Here is a 20,782-nt window from a genome sequence, read left to right as displayed (position 1 = left end):
GGAACCGTCAAACATTTTTCAAAATGGTTCACATTTTTTCCAAGATTGAACGGTTCCCTTTATCTTATGTGAAATCAGCATGTCTCGTTCTTCAGTCTTCTGCGGAAAATTACTCTGCTCCCATTTCAGCTTTCACGACATCTGCAATGCGGCCTACGTACTTCTCGCAAAGCTCCTTCGTTTTCGCTTCAGCCATGACACGGACAAGCGGCTCGGTGCCGGATGGGCGCACAAGGATGCGGCCGTCACCGTTCATTTCCTTCTCAACTTCTTCGATGACCGCTTTTACCTTTTCGTTTTCCGTTACTTTATGTTTATCGGTTACTTTCACATTCAAGAGGAGCTGCGGAAACTTCTGCATCTCTGCCGCAAGCTCAGACAGCGGCTTGCCTGTCATTTTAATCGTGTTCATCAGCATGATCGCAGAAAGCAGTCCGTCGCCTGTCGTATTGTAATCAAGGAAAATCAGGTGTCCCGACTGTTCTCCGCCGAGGGTAAATCCGCCCTTTTTCATCGCCTCCACTACATAGCGGTCGCCGACCGCTGTCTGAACGCTTTTAATGCCTTCCGCTTCAAGCGCTTTGTAGAAACCGAGGTTGCTCATCACCGTGGAGACAACGGTATTGTCCGTCAGGCGCCCCTCGCTCTTCAAGTACTTCGCGCATATGTACATGATTTGATCGCCGTCTACGATATTCCCTTTTTCGTCGACAGCGATTAAGCGGTCGCCATCCCCGTCAAACGCCATGCCGACGTCAGCTCCCTTTTCCTTCACAAATTCTGCCAGGGCTTCAGGGTGGGTTGATCCGACTCCGTCATTGATGTTTAATCCGTTCGGAGAAGTCCCCATCGTCGATACATCTGCGTCAAGATCGGCAAACAGGTGGGTCGCCAGCGAAGATGTCGCCCCGTGCGCACAGTCAAGCGCGACATGAATGCCTGTGAAGTCTTCATCAGCAGACTGCTTAAGAAACTGCAAATATTTCTGTCCGCCTTCAAAGTAGTCGTTCACCATGCCCAGATCAGCGCCTACAGGCCTTGGCAGGTGATCTTCCGGCTGATCCATCAGACGCTCGATTTCAAGCTCCTGTTCATCGGAAAGCTTAAAGCCGTCGCCGCCGAAAAACTTAATTCCGTTGTCCTGGACAGGGTTGTGGGAAGCGGAAATCATCACACCCGCCTCCGCGTCCATAGCCTTCGTCAAATATGCGACTCCGGGCGTCGAAATCACGCCGAGACGCATGACTTCTGCTCCTATCGAAAGAAGGCCTGCTACAAGGGCCCCTTCCAGCATATGCCCTGAAATGCGCGTGTCACGGCCGATCAGAACCTTGGGACGCTCCTTATCTTTTGTTAGGACATATCCGCCAAAGCGTCCGACTTTAAAGGCCAGCTCAGGTGTAAGTTCACTGTTTGCCACGCCTCTTACACCGTCTGTACCAAAATACTTGCCCATTAATATCGCTCCTTTTTGATTCATGAAGGTTGTGAATCCTTTTCAGAATGATTCTCTTCTTCTTCATCCTGACCATTGTTTTTTTCGTTTTGGGTTGTTTGAGATGAGATTTTCACTCGAATGCTTTGCCGCGGCAGCGACCATGTCATGTTCTGCGGACCGTTTACTTCCAGCTTTACATTGTGCTCGCCGTCATCGAGATCCGCCACATTGACATAGAGCTCGACGTCGGAAGGCTGGAGTTTTTCGATCGCGGCTGTCGAGCCCTTTGCCGTGATATCCAGCTTGCCTGACTTCGGATCGAGAAATTCAAGATCCCGGCTGTCATTCAGCCCCGCGGTTTTAATTGAAACGTTTTTCAGTTTTTTCTCTTCTTCCTTGTCAACTTTCACCTTGATTTTCACTTTTTCGGGTGACACCTTTTTAGCGCCGTCCGGCACTTTAATGCCGGCTTCCAATTCAGTATCATCCTTTATTTTACTTAAATCAATCTCGTCGGCCTCGACAAATTCTAACGAATCAAGAACATTTTGCGGCCCGTAGACGGTCACCTCTCCCGGACTTATATCGAGGCTGGAAATGCTGATGCCGTCCGGAAGGCTGCCTTTCCGGTCAACTTTGACCGGAATCTTTTTGCTCGGGCTCGTCACCGGAACGGTGATTTTAACGACGGAAGGGCTGACTTCAACCGGCAGGACATTTCCGTCCTTGTCGTATACTGTAAGCTTGGCTTCTTTTTCAACCGTCTGGTCGACGCCCTCTAAATTGATCGTCGCCTTGATGTTCTGGATTCTGTCGATCACGGCTTTTGAGCCGGTGACGCTGACGTTTTTCGGGTTGATGATCGGCAGCTCCGGCGTGTAGCCGTCTTTCATTTTGTTTTTATTATAAAAATCAACCTCGACCGGGAATTCCTTCGTCGTTTTTTCTTCGATCGTCACGGTTGTCACCGATGGATTGATGGTCAGAGTGAGGCCGTCGGCAACATTTCTGGCCTTCAGCTCGACTTTATGCCTGCCTGTTTTCAGGTTTTGCATGTCGGCATAAATCTCAAAATCCTTCACTTGTCTGACCTTCTTGACGGTTCCGGTCGGGCCTTTAATCGTGACATTCACCGTCTGCGGCACGCCTGTTACGACGTAGTTTTCATCATCATAAAACGATTTGACCGGTATATCGGTGAGCGTCGCTTCGTCTGTTGTCGATGTCGGGAAAAACGATTCACCTGGTTTCTTCGGAGTCGGCGCCTGAGCGCTGTGGACCGCAAAGTAAAGAAGAAACGCGAACAATAACGCGACAACTTTGACAGCCCAGGGATTGTTTAAGAACTTATCCATTTTTCTTCGCCCTCCAATACCAGCGATTTGAGGAAGTTTCCCGCGAATTTTTCTTAAATTCCGCTTCAAGCATATTTTTCAATGCCTCTTCCGATAAATCACGGTGAAGGTCTCCGTTTTTGGCGACGCTGATGCCGCCCGTCTCTTCGGATACAACAACCGTCAGACTGTCGGTCACTTCACTGATTCCCACTGCTGCTCTGTGCCTCGTTCCAAGCTCTTTTGAAATAAAAGGGCTTTCAGAAAGCGGAAGGTAGCAGGCAGCTGCAGCAACCTCATCGTTTTTCATAATCACGGCTCCGTCATGAAGCGGAGTGTTCGGAATAAAGATGTTGATCAATAGCTCAGAGCTGACCTTTGCATTCAAAGGGATCCCCGTTTCTATGTAATCGCCCATTCCCGTCTCCCGTTCAATTGTCAGAAGCGCGCCAATCCGGCGTTTCGCCATATATTTAATCGCTTTTGTAATCGCATCAATCGTTTTCTGCTGCTGCTCTTCCTCAGGTGTTCCGCTCCTCGAAAAAAAGCGCCCCCGCCCCAGCTGTTCCAGCGCTCTCCTCAATTCAGGCTGGAAGATGATAATAATCGCCAGGAACCCCCATGTGATCGCCTGGTCAACCAGCCACTGCAGGGTGCTTAATCCTAAATATTGACTGGCCAGCCTGACGAGAACAATGACCACGATTCCCTTTAAAAGCTGAACCGCCTTTGTCCCGCGGATGACCATCATTAATTTATATATTACGTACCAAACAAGGAGAATATCAACGGCATCGCCGAGGTACTGCAAGAAAGGGATATCCTCAAAAGCCATTTCCTCGTCCTCCAAGAATTCAGTCATTAGTAAGGTTAATATGTTTCAAAATGGTATGATCTATTATTTTTATATATACAGGGGCTATTATAGCACAAATTGATTTTCCAAGTGAAATGGCGGCCCCTCATAAAAAAAGAGCAAAGCTCATTCGCCCGCTTTGCTCTACTCTTTAGACTCCTTCACACCAAAAACCGATTTTCCGGTCGATTTGATCTTATACCAGATCCAGTCGAACACCTCGTTGATCTCATGGATCTGACCGGTGACTTGTCCTGCTGAAGCCGTATATTTTTCACCGTTTACAATCGTGACATCGCCGTCGACTTTGCCCTCTATAATCAGCTTTCCGTTTTTCACGGTCACATCGCCTTTGACAACTTCGCCTTCAGGCACGATGACCGTGTTGTTTTTCACCACAAGATTAGGCTGGCTGGATACGCTGAAATCGTGATCGTTTTTCCAGCTGGAGAAAAAGCTGCCGCCCATCAAAATTGCAAATAAAGCCGCCGCCACTAAAAACGGATGGGCTTTAAGCCACCTGTTGATCGATGCCGTCCGCTTTTCTTTCGGCAGATTCGCCAGCACATTGGCTGTAAAGTTCGCCGGAGCTGTAAGATGCGACGTGCTCTGGACAAGAGCGATGGATTTTTCCATTTCATGAAGGTGCTTTTTGCAGCCTTCGCATGATTGGAGGTGCTCTTTTAAACGCGTTTCATCTTCCGGAAGTATGTCTCCGTCAAGGTATTTATGCATAAGCTGAACAATATGCTCCGGACAGCTCATTTCATCACCCCACTTAAAGATCCCTTAATTGTTTTCTGAGAGCCTCTCTGCCCCTGTGTATCCTCGTTTTCACCGTACCTACGGGAATATTGAGGATTTCACTGATCTCAATGAGTGAAAGCTCATCAATGTACTTTAATACGATGACCGTCCTGTATTTATCGGGAAGCCTTAAGATTTTTTCCTGGATGGTGCTGTGCAGCTCCAAAGAAACCACTTCATCCTCTGGAAGCGCAACATCCGCCGCAACCTGGGAATACATTGTCAGTCCTTCAGTCCCTGCCACCTCTGCATCCAAGTAATAGTCCGGCTTTTTTTTACGGATACGATCGATGGTCAAATTGGTTGCGATTCGATAAAGCCATGTGGAAAATTTCCGGTTGATATCAAAACTGTCGATATTCACGTATGCTCTGATAAACGCTTCCTGCGCAATATCTTCCGCCTCATGCGCATTGCCGAGCATACGGTAGCAAAGCTGATAAATTTTGTCTTTGTAAATATCCACGATGTCTGCAAATGCGTTACGATCGCCTTTTTTCACCTGTTTGATTCTTTTTTTAATCATTGTTTCCATATTTATCTAACCTCTGCCTTCACCGGTCTTTATGTATACGAATTGGTTTTTATAAGGTTTCATTAAATTCATAAAAATAGTTTATCAAATTTTTGGCAGGGTGTAGATGCTTTGACAGGGTTCATGCGCTTAATATTAGCTTAAAATTATTATACATCATAAATATTATGAAGTTGAGACTTCTATCATAAAAAAGAGCAGCCTGAAGCCGCTCTTCAACTGCACCTAAAGCAGCTTTTCGCCAAACAGCGATCCCATTAAGGCTACAGCCGCTTCCGCCGTCCTGTTTTTCTCATCCAATATCGGGTTTACTTCGACAAACTCGGCGGACGTAATCAGCTTCGATTCCTCAAGCATTTCCATAGCCAGATGGCTTTCCCTGTAGCTGATGCCTCCTGCTACCGGAGTTCCGACACCCGGTGCATCGTTCGGATCAAGCGCGTCCAAATCGAGTGACAGATGGACACCGTCCGTCCTGCCTCGCAAATAGTCTATCGTTTCTTCCATCACCCTTGTCATGCCGAGGCGGTCGATTTCATGCATCGTATATACTTTGATCCCTTTGTCGCGAATCAATTCTTTTTCCCCGTCATCAAGTGACCTCGCACCGATGATGACGATGTTCTCCGCTTTAATTTTAGCTTCTTTTCCATAGATGGCGGTCAGCCCTTCGTGGCCGATTCCCAGGCTGATGGCGAGCGGCATGCCGTGAATGTTGCCTGAGGGAGACGTTTCTTTTGTATTTAAATCGGCATGGGCGTCATACCAGATCACACCCAGGTTTTGATAATGCTTCGCAAGGCCGGCAAGCGTTCCGATCGCAATGCTGTGGTCACCGCCCAGCACGAGCGGAAAAGCGCCAGAAGCTACGATATTATCGACAGTCTCAGCAAGTTTTACACTCGCTTTTGTAATCGCTTTCAAATTTCTTAGCTCTTCAGATGCCGGCTCCCCGCCTTCTTTCTCATCCTCTCTTTGCCCGATCGTCATATCGCCGAGGTCTTCAATATCCTGACAAAGACATTCCAGCCGTTCATTAACACCTGCACAGCGAATCGCGCTCGGTCCCATATCGACTCCCCGCCTCAGCTGTCCAAGATCCATCGGCACGCCGATCATTGAAATCTGCTGTTTTAACATATGATATCCCCCTTTCAGACCTTCATTGTACCTTCCGATTCGGAATTGACTCAACAAGACATTTTTTTGAATAGTTATACAAAAAAGACAAAATAAAAAGGACATCCGAGCAGGATGTCCAAAAACTGGGCTAGCTGGATTCGAACCAGCGCATGACGGAGTCAAAGTCCGTTGCCTTACCGCTTGGCTATAGCCCAATAATGGTGGAGGGGGACGGATTCGAACCGCCGAACCCTGAGGGAGCGGATTTACAGTCCGCCGCGTTTAGCCACTTCGCTACCCCTCCAAAAACAGTGCCGGCCAGAGGACTTGAACCCCCAACCTACTGATTACAAGTCAGTTGCTCTACCAATTGAGCTAGACCGGCATGATACGGTATCTTATGCAGTTACCGGCGCAGTTGTGTCTAAAACCGCTTCGAAAAATGGTGGAGGATGACGGGATCGAACCGCCGACCCTCTGCTTGTAAGGCAGATGCTCTCCCAGCTGAGCTAATCCTCCGAAGTACAGGACGTACAAGTGCATGCGTTGCAACAGGACGTTGCGCTTTTAGCATGCCTTCCTTGCATTTGAAGTACAAGTGCGCGTTGCAACAGAATGTTACTCCCTTTAGCATGCCTTCCTTTTCCCAGCGTGCCGTCCAAAAAAGAATGGTGACCCGTACGGGATTCGAACCGTGTTACCGCCGTGAAAGGGCGGTGTCTTAACCACTTGACCAACGGGCCATCACCGTGTTTCAAGCAACTCTCGTAAAGCTGACAAAAGTTATTATATACAGGTTCCTCCCCATTTGTAAAGAGGTAAATTAAAATTTTTATTTTCAAATTTTTTATCATAGAGATTGAGAAAAGCGCGGAAATTTTGTTTAAAATAGGGCTATCTGATGTGCAAGAGAGGGGACCGAATAATGATACTGGTAAGTTCATGTCTGGCCGGAGTGGAATGCCGCTATAACGGTTCGCACAGCTATGTCGAAAAAATCAATAAGCTCGTTGAAGAAAAAAAAGCGGTGATGGCTTGTCCCGAGCTGCTCGGCGGATTTCAAACACCAAGGGAACCGGCCGAAATTATAGGCGGGACGGGAGAAGACGTTTTAGACGGCAAAGCGGTGATCAAGACACAATCGGGAAATGACGTAACAGACCTATATGTAAAAGGGGCATATCAAACATTGGAGATGGCAAGGCAAATCAAGGCTGATACGATCGTGCTGAAGGAAAACAGCCCGTCTTGCGGCAGCAGCCATATATACGATGGAAGTTTCTCAAGCAAAAAAATAGCCGGCAACGGCCTTACGGCGGCACTTCTGAAAAAAGAAGGCTTCCGTGTGATTTCCGAACATCAAATAGACGAGCTGTAGTACCAGGACATAAGCGCAGTTCATCTGCGCTTTATTTTATTTCGGCGTTCAGATGTTTAGAACCTAATTGAAACAAAATTTTAATATTTATCTTTTGTTATTGAAATTATATTTCAGCCATAATATACTGAAAATTGAGAAATATATGCATTTTATGATCAGGAGGATTTGTCGATGGAAAACAGCCATTTAGGTTCCTTAACGACCGAACGCCGCAATGAAAGATCCAAGCGCATTCACCAGGCAGAAACGATCGATATGTTGAAAATCATGAATGATGAAGATAAAACGGTAGCCGAAGCTGTACAAGAAGTCTTGCCCGATGTTAAGACCGCCGTTGACTACGCCGTCGGGTCGTTAAAGAAAGGGGGACGGATCATCTACATCGGTGCCGGTACAAGCGGGAGGCTCGGCGTACTTGATGCAGCTGAATGCCCGCCGACATTCAGCATATCTCCCGAGTCGGTCATAGGCATCATTGCAGGGGGAGAAAAAGCTTTGTACAATGCCGTCGAAGGCGCTGAAGATCATGAGGCTTTTGGCAGACGGGATTTAGAAGCCGTTAACCTCTCAAACAATGATACCGTAATCGGAATCGCCGCCAGCGGCCGAACTCCGTACGTCCTAGGCGCCCTGAAGTATGCCAAGAAAACAGGTGCCAAGGCCATATCGCTGACATGCAATGAAAACTCGGCGATCAGCCAGGCGGCAGATCACAGCATAGAAGTAGTCGTCGGCCCTGAAGTCATTGCCGGATCGACGAGAATGAAAGCCGCAACCGCTCATAAAATGATTTTAAACATGATCTCAACGGCGGCCATGATCAAAATGGGGAAAGTCTATGAAAACCTCATGGTAGATGTAAAAGTAAGCAATGACAAATTAAAGGAGCGGGCGATCCGCATCATCCAAACGGTCACAGGTATGCCAAATGAAACAGCGGCGCAAGCATTGGAAATGTCCAATAACCAAGTCAAAACCGCCATCATCATGCTGAAAACAAACGAAGATGCAGCCGCTGCAGAAAAACTGCTGGAGAAATCAGAAGGCGATATTGAAAAGGCCCTATCCATTTATGAAAAATCTTAAATAAGAAAGGAAGAAACAATGGCTGCAGGAGGATTGGAAATCATTCAGAATATGCTTCACAAATTGCCGCAATCTGAACGAAAGCTTGCCGAATACATTTTGAAAAACCCCCACGAGATCGTAAACGGCACCATTCAGGAGGTGAGCTCTTCGGCAAAGACAAGCGGGGCGGCGGCGATACGGCTCTGCAAATCTTTGGGGCTGAAAGGCTTTCAAGATTTAAAAATGAGAGTCGCCGGTGATTTAATGAAGCCGTCTGATCAGGGATACCGGGATATCGAACCGCAGGAGCCGCTCCATTCAATCGTTCAAAAAACAACCAGCAATTCGATTCAGGCGATTCGCGATACCTTTGAAAACATTGACCACGAAGAACTTCAAAAAGCGATTCAAATATTGATCAACGCAGAAACGGTTCATTTTTGCGGGATCGGGGCTTCAGGAATCGTCGCACAAGACGCCCAGCAGAAATTTTTGCGCATCAATAAAAAGGCCACCGCTTTTAGTGATATGCATCTTGTTGCGACATTAATCGCCAATGCCGGCGAGAATGACGTTCTGTTTGCTATATCCCATTCAGGAGAAACACAGGAAATCGCCAATGCAGTCAGGCTCGCCAAAAAACATGGTATTAAAACCATTGGGCTGACGCGGTTGGGACAGTCTGCTGTCGCTTCATTAAGCGATATCGCCCTGTATACGTCATGCTCAAATGAAGCGCCGTTTCGCAGCGCCGCCACCTCCTCTCGTTTAACTCAGCTTTACATGATTGACTTACTGTTTTTAGGCATGGCCGCAGAGCGCTACGAGGACATCATTCAGTATATTGATCAAACAAAAGCGGCCATCCGCATGATGGGAATTTAGCGAATTGTAAAAAAGGGGGATATAAAATGAGCGATGAGAAAAAATATGCCGGGCTGGCAAGACTGATTTTACAACACATCGGCGGCCCGTCTAACGTCGCAGATCATACCCACTGTATGACGCGCCTGCGCATCACGCCTGTCAACAGTCAAAAAACCGACATCGACTCGATCAAAGCGCTTGAAGGCGTGATCGGCGTAGTTGAGGAGGAAACGCTTCAGATTATCCTCGGCACAGGCGTTGTACAGCACGTATCAGACGAGTTCGGGAAGCTGCTTAAATCCGCAGAACACGTTGACTTAAAAGAATCCGCAGCCAAACATAAAGCGGAGATTTCCAAGAAAAACGCGACGCCTTTCAAGCTGTTTCTCCGGCGAATCGCAAGCATTTTTATACCGCTGATCCCCGCTTTGGTCGCCTCAGGCTTGATTACCGGAATCACCAAAGCCGTTATCCAGGCTGGCTGGCTCGCGGAAACCTCACAAACCGCGATTATTTTAACGGTAATAGGCTCAGGTCTATTTACGTATTTGGGTATCCTGGTGGGGATCAATACGGCGAAAGAATTCGGCGGCTCCCCCGCACTCGGCGGATTAGCCGGTATTTTAATCATTAACCCCGCCGTTGGTGAAATTTCACTTTTCGGTGAAGCGCTTTTGCCGGGACGCGGCGGTTTAATCGGCATTTTATTCGCAGCTGCATTTATCGCTTTTCTCGAAAAACGGGTCAGGCGCCTTGTACCTCACTCACTCGACATCATCATCACACCTACAGTCTCCCTTCTTATCACAGGAATCGTCACCTACGTTGTCTTCATGCCTGTCGGCGGCTTGATTTCCGACGCCATTACGTCAGGTCTTCTCGCCATCTTAGATCTTGGGGGCATTATCGCCGGCTTTGTACTGGGCGCCACCTTCCTTCCGCTCGTCGTAACCGGACTTCATCAAGGACTGACACCCGTTCATATGGAATTAATCAATTCAATCGGCGATGACCCGCTGCTGCCGATTTTGGCCATGGGGGGCGCAGGACAAGTAGGCGCCGCTTTTGCGATCTATTTCAAAACGAAAAAAGCAAAGCTAAAAAGAGCCATTGCCGGCGGACTGCCGTCAGGCCTGCTCGGCATCGGCGAACCGCTCATATTCGGTGTAACCCTTCCGCTCGGACGTCCGTTTTTAACCGCGTGCCTCGGGGCCGGAGTAGGCGGAGCATTTCAAGCGTATTTCAAAATTGCGACCGTATCGATAGGCGTATCAGGGCTCCCTTTGTCGTTTTTGGTTCATACCCACCAAGTTCTTTTGTATATTCTCGGTTTGTTTATTTCCTATGCTGCCGGCTTTGTCTTAACATACTCCTTTGGTTTCAAGGACGATATGGCAGTTGAATTTGATTAAACGTTTGTTTAAAATTTCCCACTATGCAATTTTTAACAGAAAGGAGTGAAGCAAGCTGAAAAAGTTTATGATCAGTGCGGCCGCGTCCCTATTGCTGCTGACATGCTTTTTTCCGCTTCCGTCCACAGCACAGACTGCCATCGGGAACGAGACAAAACAGCGGCTGACATATCCTGTTTTAACGAAAGCGAAAACGCCTGAAGAAGCCGGTTTTTCTTCGAAAAAGCTTAAAGCTGTGGACCGTCTGATCGAACAGGATGTCAAAGCGGGCTTTCCCGGCGCTGCCCTTATTTTGATTAAAGACGGAAAAATCATCAAAAAAGAAGTCTACGGCTACAAGCAGAAATACAACGGCCTCATAGCGCTCAAACATCCAAAAAAAATGAAAGCAAACACGATGTTCGACCTAGCCTCCAATACAAAAATGTATGCCGTCAATTTTGCCTTGCAGCATTTAGTGAGCACCGGAAAGCTTGACTTGAACAAAAACATTTCTCAATATCTCCCTGATTTCAAAGATCACCCGGAAGACGATGTAAAGGGAAAAAACCGGCTCCGCGTGATTGATTTGCTTCATCATAACGCAGGCTTCCCTGCAAGCTGGAATTATTACGACCCGAAATCAGCCGGACACCTCTACTCTCAATCACGGAGCAAAACGCTTGAATATCTTGTGAAAACCCCCTTGGCATATGAACCCGGCACAAAGCAAATTTACAGTGACATCGACTATATGCTCCTCGGGCTGATCATTGAAAAAATCACAAACGAGCGTTTAGATACCTTTGTTGAAAACCGGTTTTACCGGCCTCTCGGATTGCGGCATACTTTGTTTAATCCGCTCCAAAAGGGCTTTAAACGGTCGCATTTTGCAGCTACGGAACGATTGGGAAACACCAGAGACGGCACCATTTCGTTCCCAAACATCAGAACTTACACACTTCAGGGGGAAGTCCACGATGAAAAAGCATTCTATTCAATGGAAGGCGTTTCTGGGCATGCCGGCCTGTTTTCCACCGTTGACGACGCAGCAGTGCTCCTTCAAGTCATGCTGAACGGCGGCGGTTACGGAAGACAGCATCTATTCAGCAGTTCTGTCATTTCACAATTTACAGAGCCGTCAAAAACAAATCCCACATATGGACTAGGATGGCGGCTCAACGGCAATACCGATATGGAGTGGATGTTCGGCAAGCACGCCAGCAGCAAAGCATATGGCCATACCGGCTGGACGGGAACGGTTACTATCATTGATCCCGTGTATCAAATCGGCATTGTGTTGTTAACCAATAAAAAGCACTCTCCTGTTATCAACCCTAAAGAAAACCCGAATCAATTCGAAGGTGATGAATTTGCAACCGGAAAGTACGGCAGCGTCATTACAGCTGTTTACGAGGCGTTACATCACCAATAGGAGGCGACCCTTTATATGAAAAGATTTCTTCAATGCGCGTTGATTGCATTGCTGTTATCGTCTCTCGCTTTGCAGCCGGCCGCTCGCGAAGCAGAAGCAAAACAGCGTCCGGAACAAAACATCAAACAAATGGTCAGCAGCATGTCGCTTGAAGAGAAAATCGGGCAAATGCTGATGCCTGACTTTAGAAACTGGAAGAAAAAAGGGGAATCGAGCGCCAAAGGATTAACAGAAATGAATGACGAAGTTGCTGGAATCATTGAAAAATACCGGCTCGGGGGCGTCATTCTTTTTGCTGAAAACGTCACAGGCACAGAGCAGACTGTACGGTTAACGGACGGCCTGCAACAAGCGAGCCCTGACATTCCGCTCTTTATCACGATCGATCAGGAAGGCGGGATTGTCACGAGACTCGAATCAGGCACAAACCTGGCCGGCAATATGGCAGTCGGAGCATCGAGAAGCAGCAAAAACGCCTTCAGATCAGGAAAAATCATCGGAAAAGAATTATCATCACTGGGCATTAACGTGAATTTCAGTCCTGTACTTGATGTCAACAACAATCCCGACAACCCTGTCATCGGCGTCCGTTCTTTCAGTTCCAAGCCTGAGCTGACTTCAAAGCTCGGCATCCAGATGATGAAGGGCCTTCAGGACGAGCAAATGATCGCCACAGCAAAGCACTTTCCCGGACACGGCGATACAGCGGTTGACAGTCATTACGGATTGCCGCTTGTTCCGCATAATGAAAAAAGGCTGAGAAGTGTTGAACTTGCGCCATTTCAAAAGGCGATCGATGCAGGTATTGACATGATCATGACAGCGCATGTCCAGTTCCCCGCCTTTGACGATACTACCTATAAAAGCAAAAAAGACGGCGAGGACATCATGGTGCCTGCTACGCTTTCCAAAAAAGTCATGACAGACCTTCTCCGCAAAGATCTCAGCTTTAAGGGCGTTGTTGTAACAGACGCTTTAAATATGAAAGCCATTTCTGATAATTTCGGACAGGAGGAAGCCGTCGTCATGGCTGTTAAAGCAGGAGTCGACATCGCACTCATGCCCGCGCAAGTCACATCGCTTGAGACCGAAAAAAATCTGGCGCGTGTATTCGAAGCTCTTCTGACAGCCGTTAAAAATGGGGATATCCCCATGGAACAAATCGATCAGTCGGTGGAGCGAATCCTTCAATTAAAAATAGACCGAGGCATCATAGATCACACCGGCTCCGAACCGCTTCAGAAAAAAATCAAATACGCCTTGAAAACGGTCGGCAGCAGCAAACACATGAAATACGAAAAGAAAATGGCAAGGGATAGCGCCACTATCCTTAAAAACGACAAAAGCACCCTGCCGTTTAAACCGAAAAAAGGGGACACCGTCCTCATTCTCGCTCCATATGAAGAGCAAACAGCAGCAATCGCAAAGACCATCAGCAAAATAAGGAAAAACATCAAGGTAGTCGAATACCGCTTTGCAGAAAAAACGTTTGAGGAAGAGATTCAAAAGAAAATTGACGAAGCCGATTATGTCATCACAGGATCATACGTCATCAAAAACGATCCGGTTGTGAACGACGGTGTCATTGATGACAGCATTCAAGACTCAAGCAAGTGGGCAACCGCTTTTCCGCGCGCCGCCATGAAATACGCGCAGGCCAACGGAAAAAAATTCGTCTTAATGAGCCTGAGAAACCCTTATGACACGGCAAATTTTGAAGAAGCCGAAGCCGTGATTGCGGTATACGGCTTTAAAGGCTATGCAAACGGACGCTTCAGGCAGCCGAATATCCCGGCCGGAGTGGAAGCCATTTTCGGAAAGGCAAAGCCTAAAGGAACATTGCCCGTAGACATTCCTTCAGTCACGCGCCCCGGGGAAACCCTTTACCCGTATGGCTACGGATTGAATATTAAAAACGGCAAGCCGCTTCACAAAGGAGGGTCATGATGGGAAAAAAAGCAATCTGGCTGCTTGCTGGAATGTTTGTCTTCAGTACACTAACCGCAGCAGCTGCCTTTCCGGACAAAGAAAAAAAAGCAAAGGTCTCACCGGGTATTGAAGTGCTCATGAACAAAAAAAGCATATTAAAAGGAAAAAGGGTCGGTCTCATTACAAATCCAACCGGTGTCAATTCGACATTAACAAGCAGCATCGATTTGCTTCACCAAGCCCCCGGTATTGAGCTGACCGCTCTCTATGGTCCAGAGCACGGTGTAAGAGGAGACGCTCAAGCCGGTGACAAGGTTGACTCTTATATTGATGAAAAAACCGGTCTCCCCGTCTACAGCCTCTACGGAGATACGAGAAAGCCGACACCGGAGATGTTGAAAAACGTTGACGTCCTGCTATTTGATATCCAAGATGTCGGAACACGGTTTTACACTTACATTTACACTATGGCATATGCGATGGAAGCGGCAAAAGAAAATGATATTCCATTCATCGTCCTTGACCGCCCAAACCCGCAAAACGGCTTAAAAGTTGAAGGGCCTGTCCTAGATCCGGATTATTCTTCATTTGTCGGAATGTATCCCGTCCCTCTAAGTCACGGAATGACGGCAGGAGAATTGGCAAAGCTGTTTAATGATGAATTTAACATCGGAGCCGACCTAACCGTCATAAAAATGAAAGGCTGGAAGCGGCAGATGTTCTTTGAAGACACCGGTCTTCCTTTCGTCCTGCCTTCCCCGAACATGCCGACGCCGGATACGAGCATCGTCTACCCGGGCACAGGTTTAATTGAAGGAACCAACATGTCAGAGGGAAGGGGCACGACAAAGCCATTTGAATTGATTGGTGCGCCTTACATGAAAAGTACGGAGCTCGCCGAAAAATTAAACGGTCTGAAGCTGCCTGGCGTCAGATTCAGAGCCGCCTCCTTCAATCCGACATTTTCAAAGCATCAGAATAAACTGTGCCACGGGGTGGAGCTTTACGTGACCAACAGGTCCGCTTTTAAGCCTGTAAATACCGGTATTGCGATCATCAAAACCGTCCATGACCTCTACCCGGACGACTTTGAGTTCCTCCCTTCAGGCAATTTCAACCGTCTGATCGGGAACGGATGGGTCAAAACAATGATTGAGCAAGGCGCTTCAATTGATGAAATCGCCAAAAAATACGAAGCAGAGCAAAAACGGTTTATGAATATCAGAAAGAAGTATTTGCTTTATTAGGAAGAGCGGGAGCCGCTCTTCTTTATTTTTGATTAGACTGTTCAATCATTCCCATCTCATGTAAGATATGTGAAACTGCGTCTTATTAGAGGGGAGATACTTCAGATGGATTTTTATCTTGTGGATGTGTTTGCAGAAACAAAATATACAGGAAACCAGCTCGCTGTTTTTAAAGCAGAAAAGAACCTATCAAGTGATGAAATGCAAAAAATAGCCAGGGAAATCAATTTTTCCGAGACTACTTTTATATTGGGAAAACAGGGAAACGGCGGGTACGATGTCCGAATCTTCACCCCGGAAAAAGAAATTCCGTTTGCAGGACATCCAACGCTGGGCACAGCGTTTATCATTAAGAATGAAATCGAAACTGAACCATCTTCTAATGTCATTTTAAATGTAACAGCAGGCGCAATACCGGTGACGTTTGAAAAAGGTGCTGATCAAATCATTTGGATGAAGCAAAATCCGCCCGTGTTTAACCGAACCTTTGATAAAGAAATGATGGCGGGGGTAATTGGAATCGACACATCTGATATGGATTCGAATTTCCCGATACAGGAGGTTTCTACAGGGCTTCCAGCGGTTATCGTACCGTTAAACTCGTTAAATGCAGTTAAAAAATGCAAAATCAACAAGGATCGGTTTGAAGCTTTCATGAAAGAAACAGAAGCAAGTCTGCTCGTTTTTACTACCGAAACATATCATGAACAAAACCACATCAATGCACGAGTATTTTGCGACTGTTTCAGCGTTCCTGAAGATCCGGCAACAGGAAGCGCAATCGGGGGTCTCGCAGGGTATTTACTGCATCACGGCTATTTTAATCAACACTACCTCAGCATAAGGGCTGAACAAGGATTTGAAATAAACCGCCCTTCCCTGCTTCATCTTGAAGCCCAAATAACGGAAAACAGCACAGAAATTCACGTCGGGGGAAACGTCCACCTGATCGCTAAAGGAAGTTGGCAAATTTGAACACAACTTTGAATATCAGAAAGAGGCACTTGCTGACGTCCGGCGAAAAGCAACCACTAGCCAAATCACATTCACAATCGCTAACAGAACGCAAAGACCTGCGACACCCAGTAATGCAGAAGCATTTCCGCCAATAGCGCCAATCAACACAAACACTGGACTCATAGTCAGCGTGATGATTAACCCAATTCCGCAAAGAACAGCCATTACAAACTTCATTGCATCAAACCCGGCCATATAAACAGCGAGGGGCAGCATATAAAAGAGCAAAACGGTTCCGATTGCCGCCCACATCCCCAAAGTGCCAAACTCATTAGCATGAGGGCCTGAATGAGCGAGCGGAGAAAGTGAAGCTGCGACTATCATAGAACAAAACAGAAAAGCGGAGATTAAAGTCCAGATCATTACACTTACTCTATTGGTTTTCATTATATTTAACTCCCGCAAGATCTGAGTCTGCCAACTATGAGGGCAGACTCGTCTTTTTGTCCAAATGATGCGCTTTTTTCAGCTCGCTTCTTGCAAGCAAATGCCCAAACAGCGCGGCCAGAATCTGTTGGAACAGCATGCCAATGACAACGGGCACCGCCACTTGAGGCGGAAAAAAGCTAGTGGCCAACACAGCGCCCGCGCTAATATTCCGCATTCCTCCAGTAAAAATTAAAGCCACGATTTCCTCCTGGGGCCGCTTCATCAGCCGTCCTATCAGCCAAGCTGTCAGGTAGCCTGTAAATGCCACCAAAAAGACCGTAACGGCTATCGTTAAAAACTTTAAATCGACGTTTTTAAGGTAAGGAGCGACCACCGAGCTGTTAATCGCCACTACGGCGGCTAACCCGACTTTCGAAAACGGAGCACAATTTGCGCTTAATCGCACTGTCCGCTCCGGCGTTGAAAATTGATTGACGAGCATTCCCAATAAAGAAGGAATCACAATCATTCCAACTAACCCCTTCATCATGCCGATGACATCCATTTCAACATGCGCCCCGGCCAAGATGGAAAGACTGAATGGAACAATAAAAGGCGAAAGAATCGTGTCCACTAAAATAATTGACAGGGTTAAACCGATGTTACCTTTATACATTGCAGCCCAAATCATGCTCGTAATACCCGTCGGAATGACAACACCAAGGGTAAGCCCTGTAATCGTCAATGAATCCCCGCTAAACACAAGATGCCCCGTGCTCCATGCCAAAACAGGCATAAATATGTGCAAAACAAATAAAGCGAGAAACATCGGCAAGGGATGAGCCACCGCTGTTTTCAGCGACTGAAAATTTGCTCCCAGGCTGCCGGCAAACGTCATAAACGCAAAAATCCACGGCACAAGACTCGCCAGCCCATTTAAATAATCTGCAAGCAGTACTCCGCTGACAACGCTTAAAGGCGTCAGCAAAGGCATAATCTTACCAAGTGTTTTATTGATTGTCTGAAGCATAGATGTAAAACGCCCGCTCTCTTTAAATCGAATTTACATTCATTATAACAAAAGATGGAATATCAAAACAGGAAGGGAATACAGAAAGAAGGCAGGATGATGGTGAAGCTTTTAAGCATAATGGGCTGAATTTCTTTTTTTATATGGGAACACGGACAAAATGGACTCTATTTTAAACATTCTGATCTGTTGTTTTTGGAAGCAAAATGCTTTCACATAACCGTTTTTTATTTCTTTCACAAGAATCGCCCGCTTAGAAAAACCGCTTTTTTTCATGTATATGATTTCTACCGGAATGCCGTCTTCCATGGAACGATACAACAGCTTATTCATCGTCTCACCTCACATTCTATTTTATACGAACATTTGTTCTTGATCAAGTGTAAACAAAATGTAAATTTTGGCATTATTCGAGTTCATGTATGAAAATATTAGCATTTTGAAGAAACTTTTTAAGGGGTTATTGCGTCAGTAAATACGTCACATATAAAAGAAGGAGTACCCGACATGGCAAGAACATACAGAACGCGAATAAAGAAAAGAAAAAAGCAGAAAACAAAAAGAAGGCTTATCATATTTTCCTTTTTGGTTGTTTGTGGATTAATTTATCTTGCACTTCCAAGCGGTATGCGAGATCACCAGGAAAACCAATTGCAAGCAACTGAAAAAAAGGCACAGCCTGAAGCAAAGAAAAAGCCAACACAAAATGAAACAAAAAAGAGCAAAATCGTCACAAAAAATGATAATGCTCAATTGGATCAATATTTGAAAAGCATTGGATTCAGCGGCACAGCATTGATCGTAGAAGATGGAAAAGTGGTGACAAGCAAAGGGTATTTATATGCAAACCGCGAGGAAATGGTTCCCAATACACCAGATACCGTCTTTTATGTGGGGTCATCACAAAAAGCGATTATTGCAACGGCAATTTTACAGCTGGAGGAAAAAGGATTGCTATCTGTAAATGACCCTGTTTCTAAGTATCTTCCCAATTTTCCAAACGGCTCAAAGATCACCCTTTATCATTTCTTGACGCACACATCCGGAATTAGGGGTCACAAAGAAGGCCGCGGATATATTTCGCCGGAAGATTTAATTAAAGATATCGAAAAACGGGGTGTAAAATACCCAACAGGGAAATGGGATTATAGAGACTCCAATTACTCGGTTCTGGCATACATTGTTTCCATGGTAAGCGGTGAACCAGTCGACCAATACATCAAAAAGCATATTTTTAAACCTGCCGGTATGAAACATGCAGGCTTTTATAAAACATTTGCTAAAGAGTCAAATCCATCGACAGGATATAAATTAAACCTGCAAAAAAAGCTTTATACGCCTGACATGCCGGATTTATCACAGCTTTACGGGGCCGGTGATATTTATATGACCGCTTATGACATGTATTTGTTTGATAAAGCACTTTACGAAAGAAAAATCATTTCCAATGAAAGTTTTATGAAAATGTTTACGCCGAATAAAGCAACATACGGCATGGGCTTTTATGTGTCTCCAGGAAGCTATTCAAGCCACGGTGTCATGCCCGGCTACAACATATTAAACAGTTTCAGTCTGACAGGGAGCAGATACGTCATTCTATTTTCAAACATCCAAAACAACATTAAGTCTTTTGGCAGTGTGAATAATCGGATCTTCTCTATTTTAAATGGATTTTGAACAGCAGAGAAAGTTTTTACAGCTAAAAGGGATTTTAATTATAAATGTAGAAGATAGATGATAAATGAATTTTCAATATAAAGGAAGGTCGTCATGTCATTATTAACGCTTAGCAAAATCGTGACCATTTTATAGGCGTTGCTGCATTATTTATATGGACTTTTAAAGACTCAAAACAGCATGAACCTGATACGTTAAAGTACGCAAGTTATATGTTGTCTCTTCTTGTCTTTGAAGTCACACTGAACGTTTTATGGGGATAAAAATAAAAGCAGGCATTTAGCCTGCTTTTATACATTCAATAAGTCTAAAAGCAAAATATCGCAAAAACAAAAAAAGCTTTCCCCACAACAGGAGAAACCTTGTCATATCAACGTATTCACTTAAGCTTCCAAGCGGGCTCGAACCGCTGACCTCTTCCTTACCATGGAAGTGCTCTACCTGCTGAGCTATGGAAGCATTGGCTCCGCAGGCAGGATTCGAACCTGCGACCGATCGGTTAACAGCCGATAGCTCTACCACTGAGCTACTGCGGAATAAGAAAAGCTTCAATTCATGCAGGGTAAAGATATATAACAGCTTGGCGGCGTCCTACTCTCACAGGGGGAAGCCCCCAACTACCATCGGCGCTGAAGAGCTTAACTTCCGTGTTCGGCATGGGAACGGGTGTGACCTCTTCGCTATCGCCACCAAACTATGCCTTCAGGACGAAGGTACTGGGCGTTCCTCACAGGATGTGAGGGCCTTTAGCCGAGTTTCCTTGCCTTTGGCTTTCTGAGAGGTGTTCTCTCAAAACTAGATAACGGACAGACGATTCACAAATATTTAGGTTAAGTCCTCGATCGATTAGTATCTGTCAGCTCCATGTGTCGCCACACTTCCACCTCAGACCTATCAACCTGATCATCTTTCAGGGATCTTACTTCCTTATAGGAATGGGAAATCTCATCTTGAGGGGGGCTTCATGCTTAGATGCTTTCAGCACTTATCCCGTCCGCACATAGCTACCCAGCGATGCCCTTGGCAGAACAACTGGTACACCAGCGGTGCGTCCATCCCGGTCCTCTCGTACTAAGGACAGCTCCTCTCAAATTTCCTGCGCCCGCGACGGATAGGGACCGAACTGTCTCACGACGTTCTGAACCCAGCTCGCGTACCGCTTTAATGGGCGAACAGCCCAACCCTTGGGACCGACTACAGCCCCAGGATGCGATGAGCCGACATCGAGGTGCCAAACCTCCCCGTCGATGTGGACTCTTGGGGGAGATAAGCCTGTTAT

General features: G+C 46.3%; 18 protein-coding genes, 7 tRNA genes and 2 rRNA genes (1 of these 27 running past the window's edge). 9 read left to right on the top strand and 18 right to left on the bottom strand.

The annotated features are described in order from the left end of the window. Positions 1 to 109: 109 nt before the first annotated feature. The 11 genes from glmM to TRNA_RS22480 form a co-directional block, all read right to left on the bottom strand. Positions 110 to 1,456, bottom strand: a complete 1,347-nt coding sequence (gene glmM / locus TRNA_RS22530) for a phosphoglucosamine mutase (protein WP_011197484.1) — start codon at positions 1,454 to 1,456, stop codon at positions 110 to 112. Between the two features lie 20 nt (positions 1,457 to 1,476). Beyond that, positions 1,477 to 2,793 carry a CdaR family protein gene (locus TRNA_RS22525; protein WP_011197483.1) on the bottom strand — a complete coding sequence of 439 codons (1,317 nt, stop codon included), beginning with the start codon at positions 2,791 to 2,793 and terminating at the stop codon, positions 1,477 to 1,479. Beyond that, entirely contained in the window at positions 2,786 to 3,607 is an 822-nt protein-coding gene (gene cdaA / locus TRNA_RS22520; RefSeq protein WP_003178443.1) for a diadenylate cyclase CdaA, read from the bottom strand. Before cdaA ends, TRNA_RS22525 begins: the two co-directional genes overlap by 8 nt. 165 nt (positions 3,608 to 3,772) lie before the next feature. After that, positions 3,773 to 4,393, bottom strand: a complete 621-nt coding sequence (gene rsiW / locus TRNA_RS22515; protein WP_003178441.1) for an anti-sigma-W factor RsiW — start codon at positions 4,391 to 4,393, stop codon at positions 3,773 to 3,775. 13 nt (positions 4,394 to 4,406) lie between these two features. Further along, positions 4,407 to 4,970, bottom strand: a complete 564-nt coding sequence (gene sigW / locus TRNA_RS22510) for an RNA polymerase sigma factor SigW (RefSeq protein ID WP_003178438.1) — start codon at positions 4,968 to 4,970, stop codon at positions 4,407 to 4,409. Positions 4,971 to 5,195: 225 nt separating this feature from the next. Next, positions 5,196 to 6,110, bottom strand: a complete 915-nt coding sequence (gene rocF, locus TRNA_RS22505; protein ID WP_003178436.1) for an arginase — start codon at positions 6,108 to 6,110, stop codon at positions 5,196 to 5,198. A gap of 125 nt (positions 6,111 to 6,235) precedes the next feature. Beyond that, positions 6,236 to 6,307 (bottom strand) — tRNA-Gln (locus TRNA_RS22500). A 4-nt stretch (positions 6,308 to 6,311) separates the two neighbouring features. Next, positions 6,312 to 6,396: transfer RNA gene (locus TRNA_RS22495), tRNA-Tyr, on the bottom strand. A gap of 8 nt (positions 6,397 to 6,404) precedes the next feature. Next, a tRNA-Thr gene (locus TRNA_RS22490) sits at positions 6,405 to 6,477 on the bottom strand. A 58-nt stretch (positions 6,478 to 6,535) separates the two neighbouring features. Continuing rightward, positions 6,536 to 6,611: transfer RNA gene (locus TRNA_RS22485), tRNA-Val, on the bottom strand. Positions 6,612 to 6,761: 150 nt separating this feature from the next. Continuing rightward, positions 6,762 to 6,835: transfer RNA gene (locus TRNA_RS22480), tRNA-Glu, on the bottom strand. Between the two features lie 182 nt (positions 6,836 to 7,017). Between TRNA_RS22480 and TRNA_RS22475 the strand changes: the two genes are divergently transcribed. From TRNA_RS22475 to TRNA_RS22440, 8 genes are all read left to right on the top strand, one after another. Continuing rightward, entirely contained in the window at positions 7,018 to 7,470 is a 453-nt protein-coding gene (locus TRNA_RS22475) for a DUF523 domain-containing protein (RefSeq protein ID WP_009330331.1), read from the top strand. A gap of 174 nt (positions 7,471 to 7,644) precedes the next feature. Further along, a complete protein-coding gene (murQ, locus tag TRNA_RS22470) occupies positions 7,645 to 8,559 on the top strand; it encodes an N-acetylmuramic acid 6-phosphate etherase (protein ID WP_009330332.1) in 915 nt (304 codons plus the stop codon). A gap of 18 nt (positions 8,560 to 8,577) precedes the next feature. Beyond that, a complete protein-coding gene (locus TRNA_RS22465; RefSeq protein ID WP_003178432.1) occupies positions 8,578 to 9,426 on the top strand; it encodes a MurR/RpiR family transcriptional regulator in 849 nt (282 codons plus the stop codon). Positions 9,427 to 9,452: 26 nt separating this feature from the next. Next, positions 9,453 to 10,820, top strand: coding sequence for a PTS transporter subunit EIIC (locus TRNA_RS22460; protein WP_009330334.1), 1,368 nt, complete (start codon positions 9,453 to 9,455; stop codon positions 10,818 to 10,820). Between the two features lie 55 nt (positions 10,821 to 10,875). Beyond that, positions 10,876 to 12,234 (top strand): penicillin binding protein PBP4B, encoded by a 1,359-nt coding sequence (gene pbp4b, locus TRNA_RS22455; protein ID WP_025807241.1) that lies wholly within the window; start codon positions 10,876 to 10,878, stop codon positions 12,232 to 12,234. A gap of 15 nt (positions 12,235 to 12,249) precedes the next feature. Further along, on the top strand, positions 12,250 to 14,181 hold the full coding sequence (locus tag TRNA_RS22450; RefSeq protein WP_011197482.1) for a glycoside hydrolase family 3 protein: 1,932 nt from the start codon (positions 12,250 to 12,252) through the stop codon (positions 14,179 to 14,181). Beyond that, positions 14,181 to 15,410: an exo-beta-N-acetylmuramidase NamZ family protein gene (locus TRNA_RS22445; protein ID WP_003178423.1), complete on the top strand. Its 1,230-nt coding sequence runs from the start codon at positions 14,181 to 14,183 to the stop codon at positions 15,408 to 15,410. Before TRNA_RS22450 ends, TRNA_RS22445 begins: the two co-directional genes overlap by 1 nt. Positions 15,411 to 15,515: 105 nt before the next feature. After that, entirely contained in the window at positions 15,516 to 16,385 is an 870-nt protein-coding gene (locus TRNA_RS22440; RefSeq protein WP_003178421.1) for a PhzF family phenazine biosynthesis protein, read from the top strand. 15 nt (positions 16,386 to 16,400) lie between these two features. On the opposite strand, the gene TRNA_RS22435 is transcribed toward TRNA_RS22440, so the two are convergent. The 3 genes from TRNA_RS22435 to TRNA_RS22425 form a co-directional block, all read right to left on the bottom strand. After that, positions 16,401 to 16,814: a DUF5391 family protein gene (locus TRNA_RS22435; RefSeq protein WP_003178418.1), complete on the bottom strand. Its 414-nt coding sequence runs from the start codon at positions 16,812 to 16,814 to the stop codon at positions 16,401 to 16,403. Between the two features lie 34 nt (positions 16,815 to 16,848). Then, positions 16,849 to 17,790, bottom strand: coding sequence for a bile acid:sodium symporter family protein (locus tag TRNA_RS22430; RefSeq protein ID WP_085959545.1), 942 nt, complete (start codon positions 17,788 to 17,790; stop codon positions 16,849 to 16,851). A gap of 147 nt (positions 17,791 to 17,937) precedes the next feature. Further along, complete coding sequence (locus tag TRNA_RS22425) at positions 17,938 to 18,159, bottom strand: hypothetical protein (protein WP_003178414.1); 222 nt, start codon at positions 18,157 to 18,159, stop codon at positions 17,938 to 17,940. A gap of 174 nt (positions 18,160 to 18,333) precedes the next feature. Here TRNA_RS22425 and TRNA_RS22420 point away from each other — a divergent pair, with 174 nt between their 5' ends. Continuing rightward, complete coding sequence (locus TRNA_RS22420; RefSeq protein ID WP_003178412.1) at positions 18,334 to 19,503, top strand: serine hydrolase domain-containing protein; 1,170 nt, start codon at positions 18,334 to 18,336, stop codon at positions 19,501 to 19,503. A gap of 386 nt (positions 19,504 to 19,889) precedes the next feature. Here the strand turns inward: TRNA_RS22420 and TRNA_RS22415 are convergent. The 4 genes from TRNA_RS22415 to TRNA_RS22400 form a co-directional block, all read right to left on the bottom strand. Beyond that, positions 19,890 to 19,962: transfer RNA gene (locus TRNA_RS22415), tRNA-Thr, on the bottom strand. A 2-nt stretch (positions 19,963 to 19,964) separates the two neighbouring features. Then, positions 19,965 to 20,039 (bottom strand) — tRNA-Asn (locus tag TRNA_RS22410). A 42-nt stretch (positions 20,040 to 20,081) separates the two neighbouring features. Continuing rightward, positions 20,082 to 20,197, bottom strand: a 5S ribosomal RNA gene (gene rrf / locus TRNA_RS22405). A 132-nt stretch (positions 20,198 to 20,329) separates the two neighbouring features. Next, positions 20,330 to 20,782 (bottom strand): 23S ribosomal RNA (locus TRNA_RS22400) (it continues 2,478 nt past the right edge of the window).

The organism is Bacillus licheniformis DSM 13 = ATCC 14580, from assembly GCF_000011645.1.
Lineage (GTDB): Bacteria > Bacillota > Bacilli > Bacillales > Bacillaceae > Bacillus > Bacillus licheniformis.
Note: the sequence above shows the minus strand (reverse complement) of the source record. Positions and strands in the feature narration are given on the sequence as shown.

Bases quoted from the DNA above. Each gene is read 5' to 3' on its own strand.
- glmM (WP_011197484.1), bottom strand. From the start codon at position 1,456: ATGGGCAAGTATTTTGGTACAGACGGTGTAAGAGGCGTGGCAAACAGT.
- TRNA_RS22525 (WP_011197483.1), bottom strand. From the start codon at position 2,793: ATGGATAAGTTCTTAAACAATCCCTGGGCTGTCAAAGTTGTCGCGTTA.
- cdaA (WP_003178443.1), bottom strand. From the start codon at position 3,607: ATGGCTTTTGAGGATATCCCTTTCTTGCAGTACCTCGGCGATGCCGTT.
- rsiW (WP_003178441.1), bottom strand. From the start codon at position 4,393: ATGAGCTGTCCGGAGCATATTGTTCAGCTTATGCATAAATACCTTGAC.
- sigW (WP_003178438.1), bottom strand. From the start codon at position 4,970: ATGGAAACAATGATTAAAAAAAGAATCAAACAGGTGAAAAAAGGCGAT.
- rocF (WP_003178436.1), bottom strand. From the start codon at position 6,110: ATGTTAAAACAGCAGATTTCAATGATCGGCGTGCCGATGGATCTTGGA.
- TRNA_RS22475 (WP_009330331.1), top strand. From the start codon at position 7,018: ATGATACTGGTAAGTTCATGTCTGGCCGGAGTGGAATGCCGCTATAAC.
- murQ (WP_009330332.1), top strand. From the start codon at position 7,645: ATGGAAAACAGCCATTTAGGTTCCTTAACGACCGAACGCCGCAATGAA.
- TRNA_RS22465 (WP_003178432.1), top strand. From the start codon at position 8,578: ATGGCTGCAGGAGGATTGGAAATCATTCAGAATATGCTTCACAAATTG.
- TRNA_RS22460 (WP_009330334.1), top strand. From the start codon at position 9,453: ATGAGCGATGAGAAAAAATATGCCGGGCTGGCAAGACTGATTTTACAA.
- TRNA_RS22450 (WP_011197482.1), top strand. From the start codon at position 12,250: ATGAAAAGATTTCTTCAATGCGCGTTGATTGCATTGCTGTTATCGTCT.
- TRNA_RS22445 (WP_003178423.1), top strand. From the start codon at position 14,181: ATGGGAAAAAAAGCAATCTGGCTGCTTGCTGGAATGTTTGTCTTCAGT.
- TRNA_RS22440 (WP_003178421.1), top strand. From the start codon at position 15,516: ATGGATTTTTATCTTGTGGATGTGTTTGCAGAAACAAAATATACAGGA.
- TRNA_RS22435 (WP_003178418.1), bottom strand. From the start codon at position 16,814: ATGAAAACCAATAGAGTAAGTGTAATGATCTGGACTTTAATCTCCGCT.
- TRNA_RS22430 (WP_085959545.1), bottom strand. From the start codon at position 17,790: ATGCCTTTGCTGACGCCTTTAAGCGTTGTCAGCGGAGTACTGCTTGCA.
- TRNA_RS22425 (WP_003178414.1), bottom strand. From the start codon at position 18,159: ATGAATAAGCTGTTGTATCGTTCCATGGAAGACGGCATTCCGGTAGAA.
- TRNA_RS22420 (WP_003178412.1), top strand. From the start codon at position 18,334: ATGGCAAGAACATACAGAACGCGAATAAAGAAAAGAAAAAAGCAGAAA.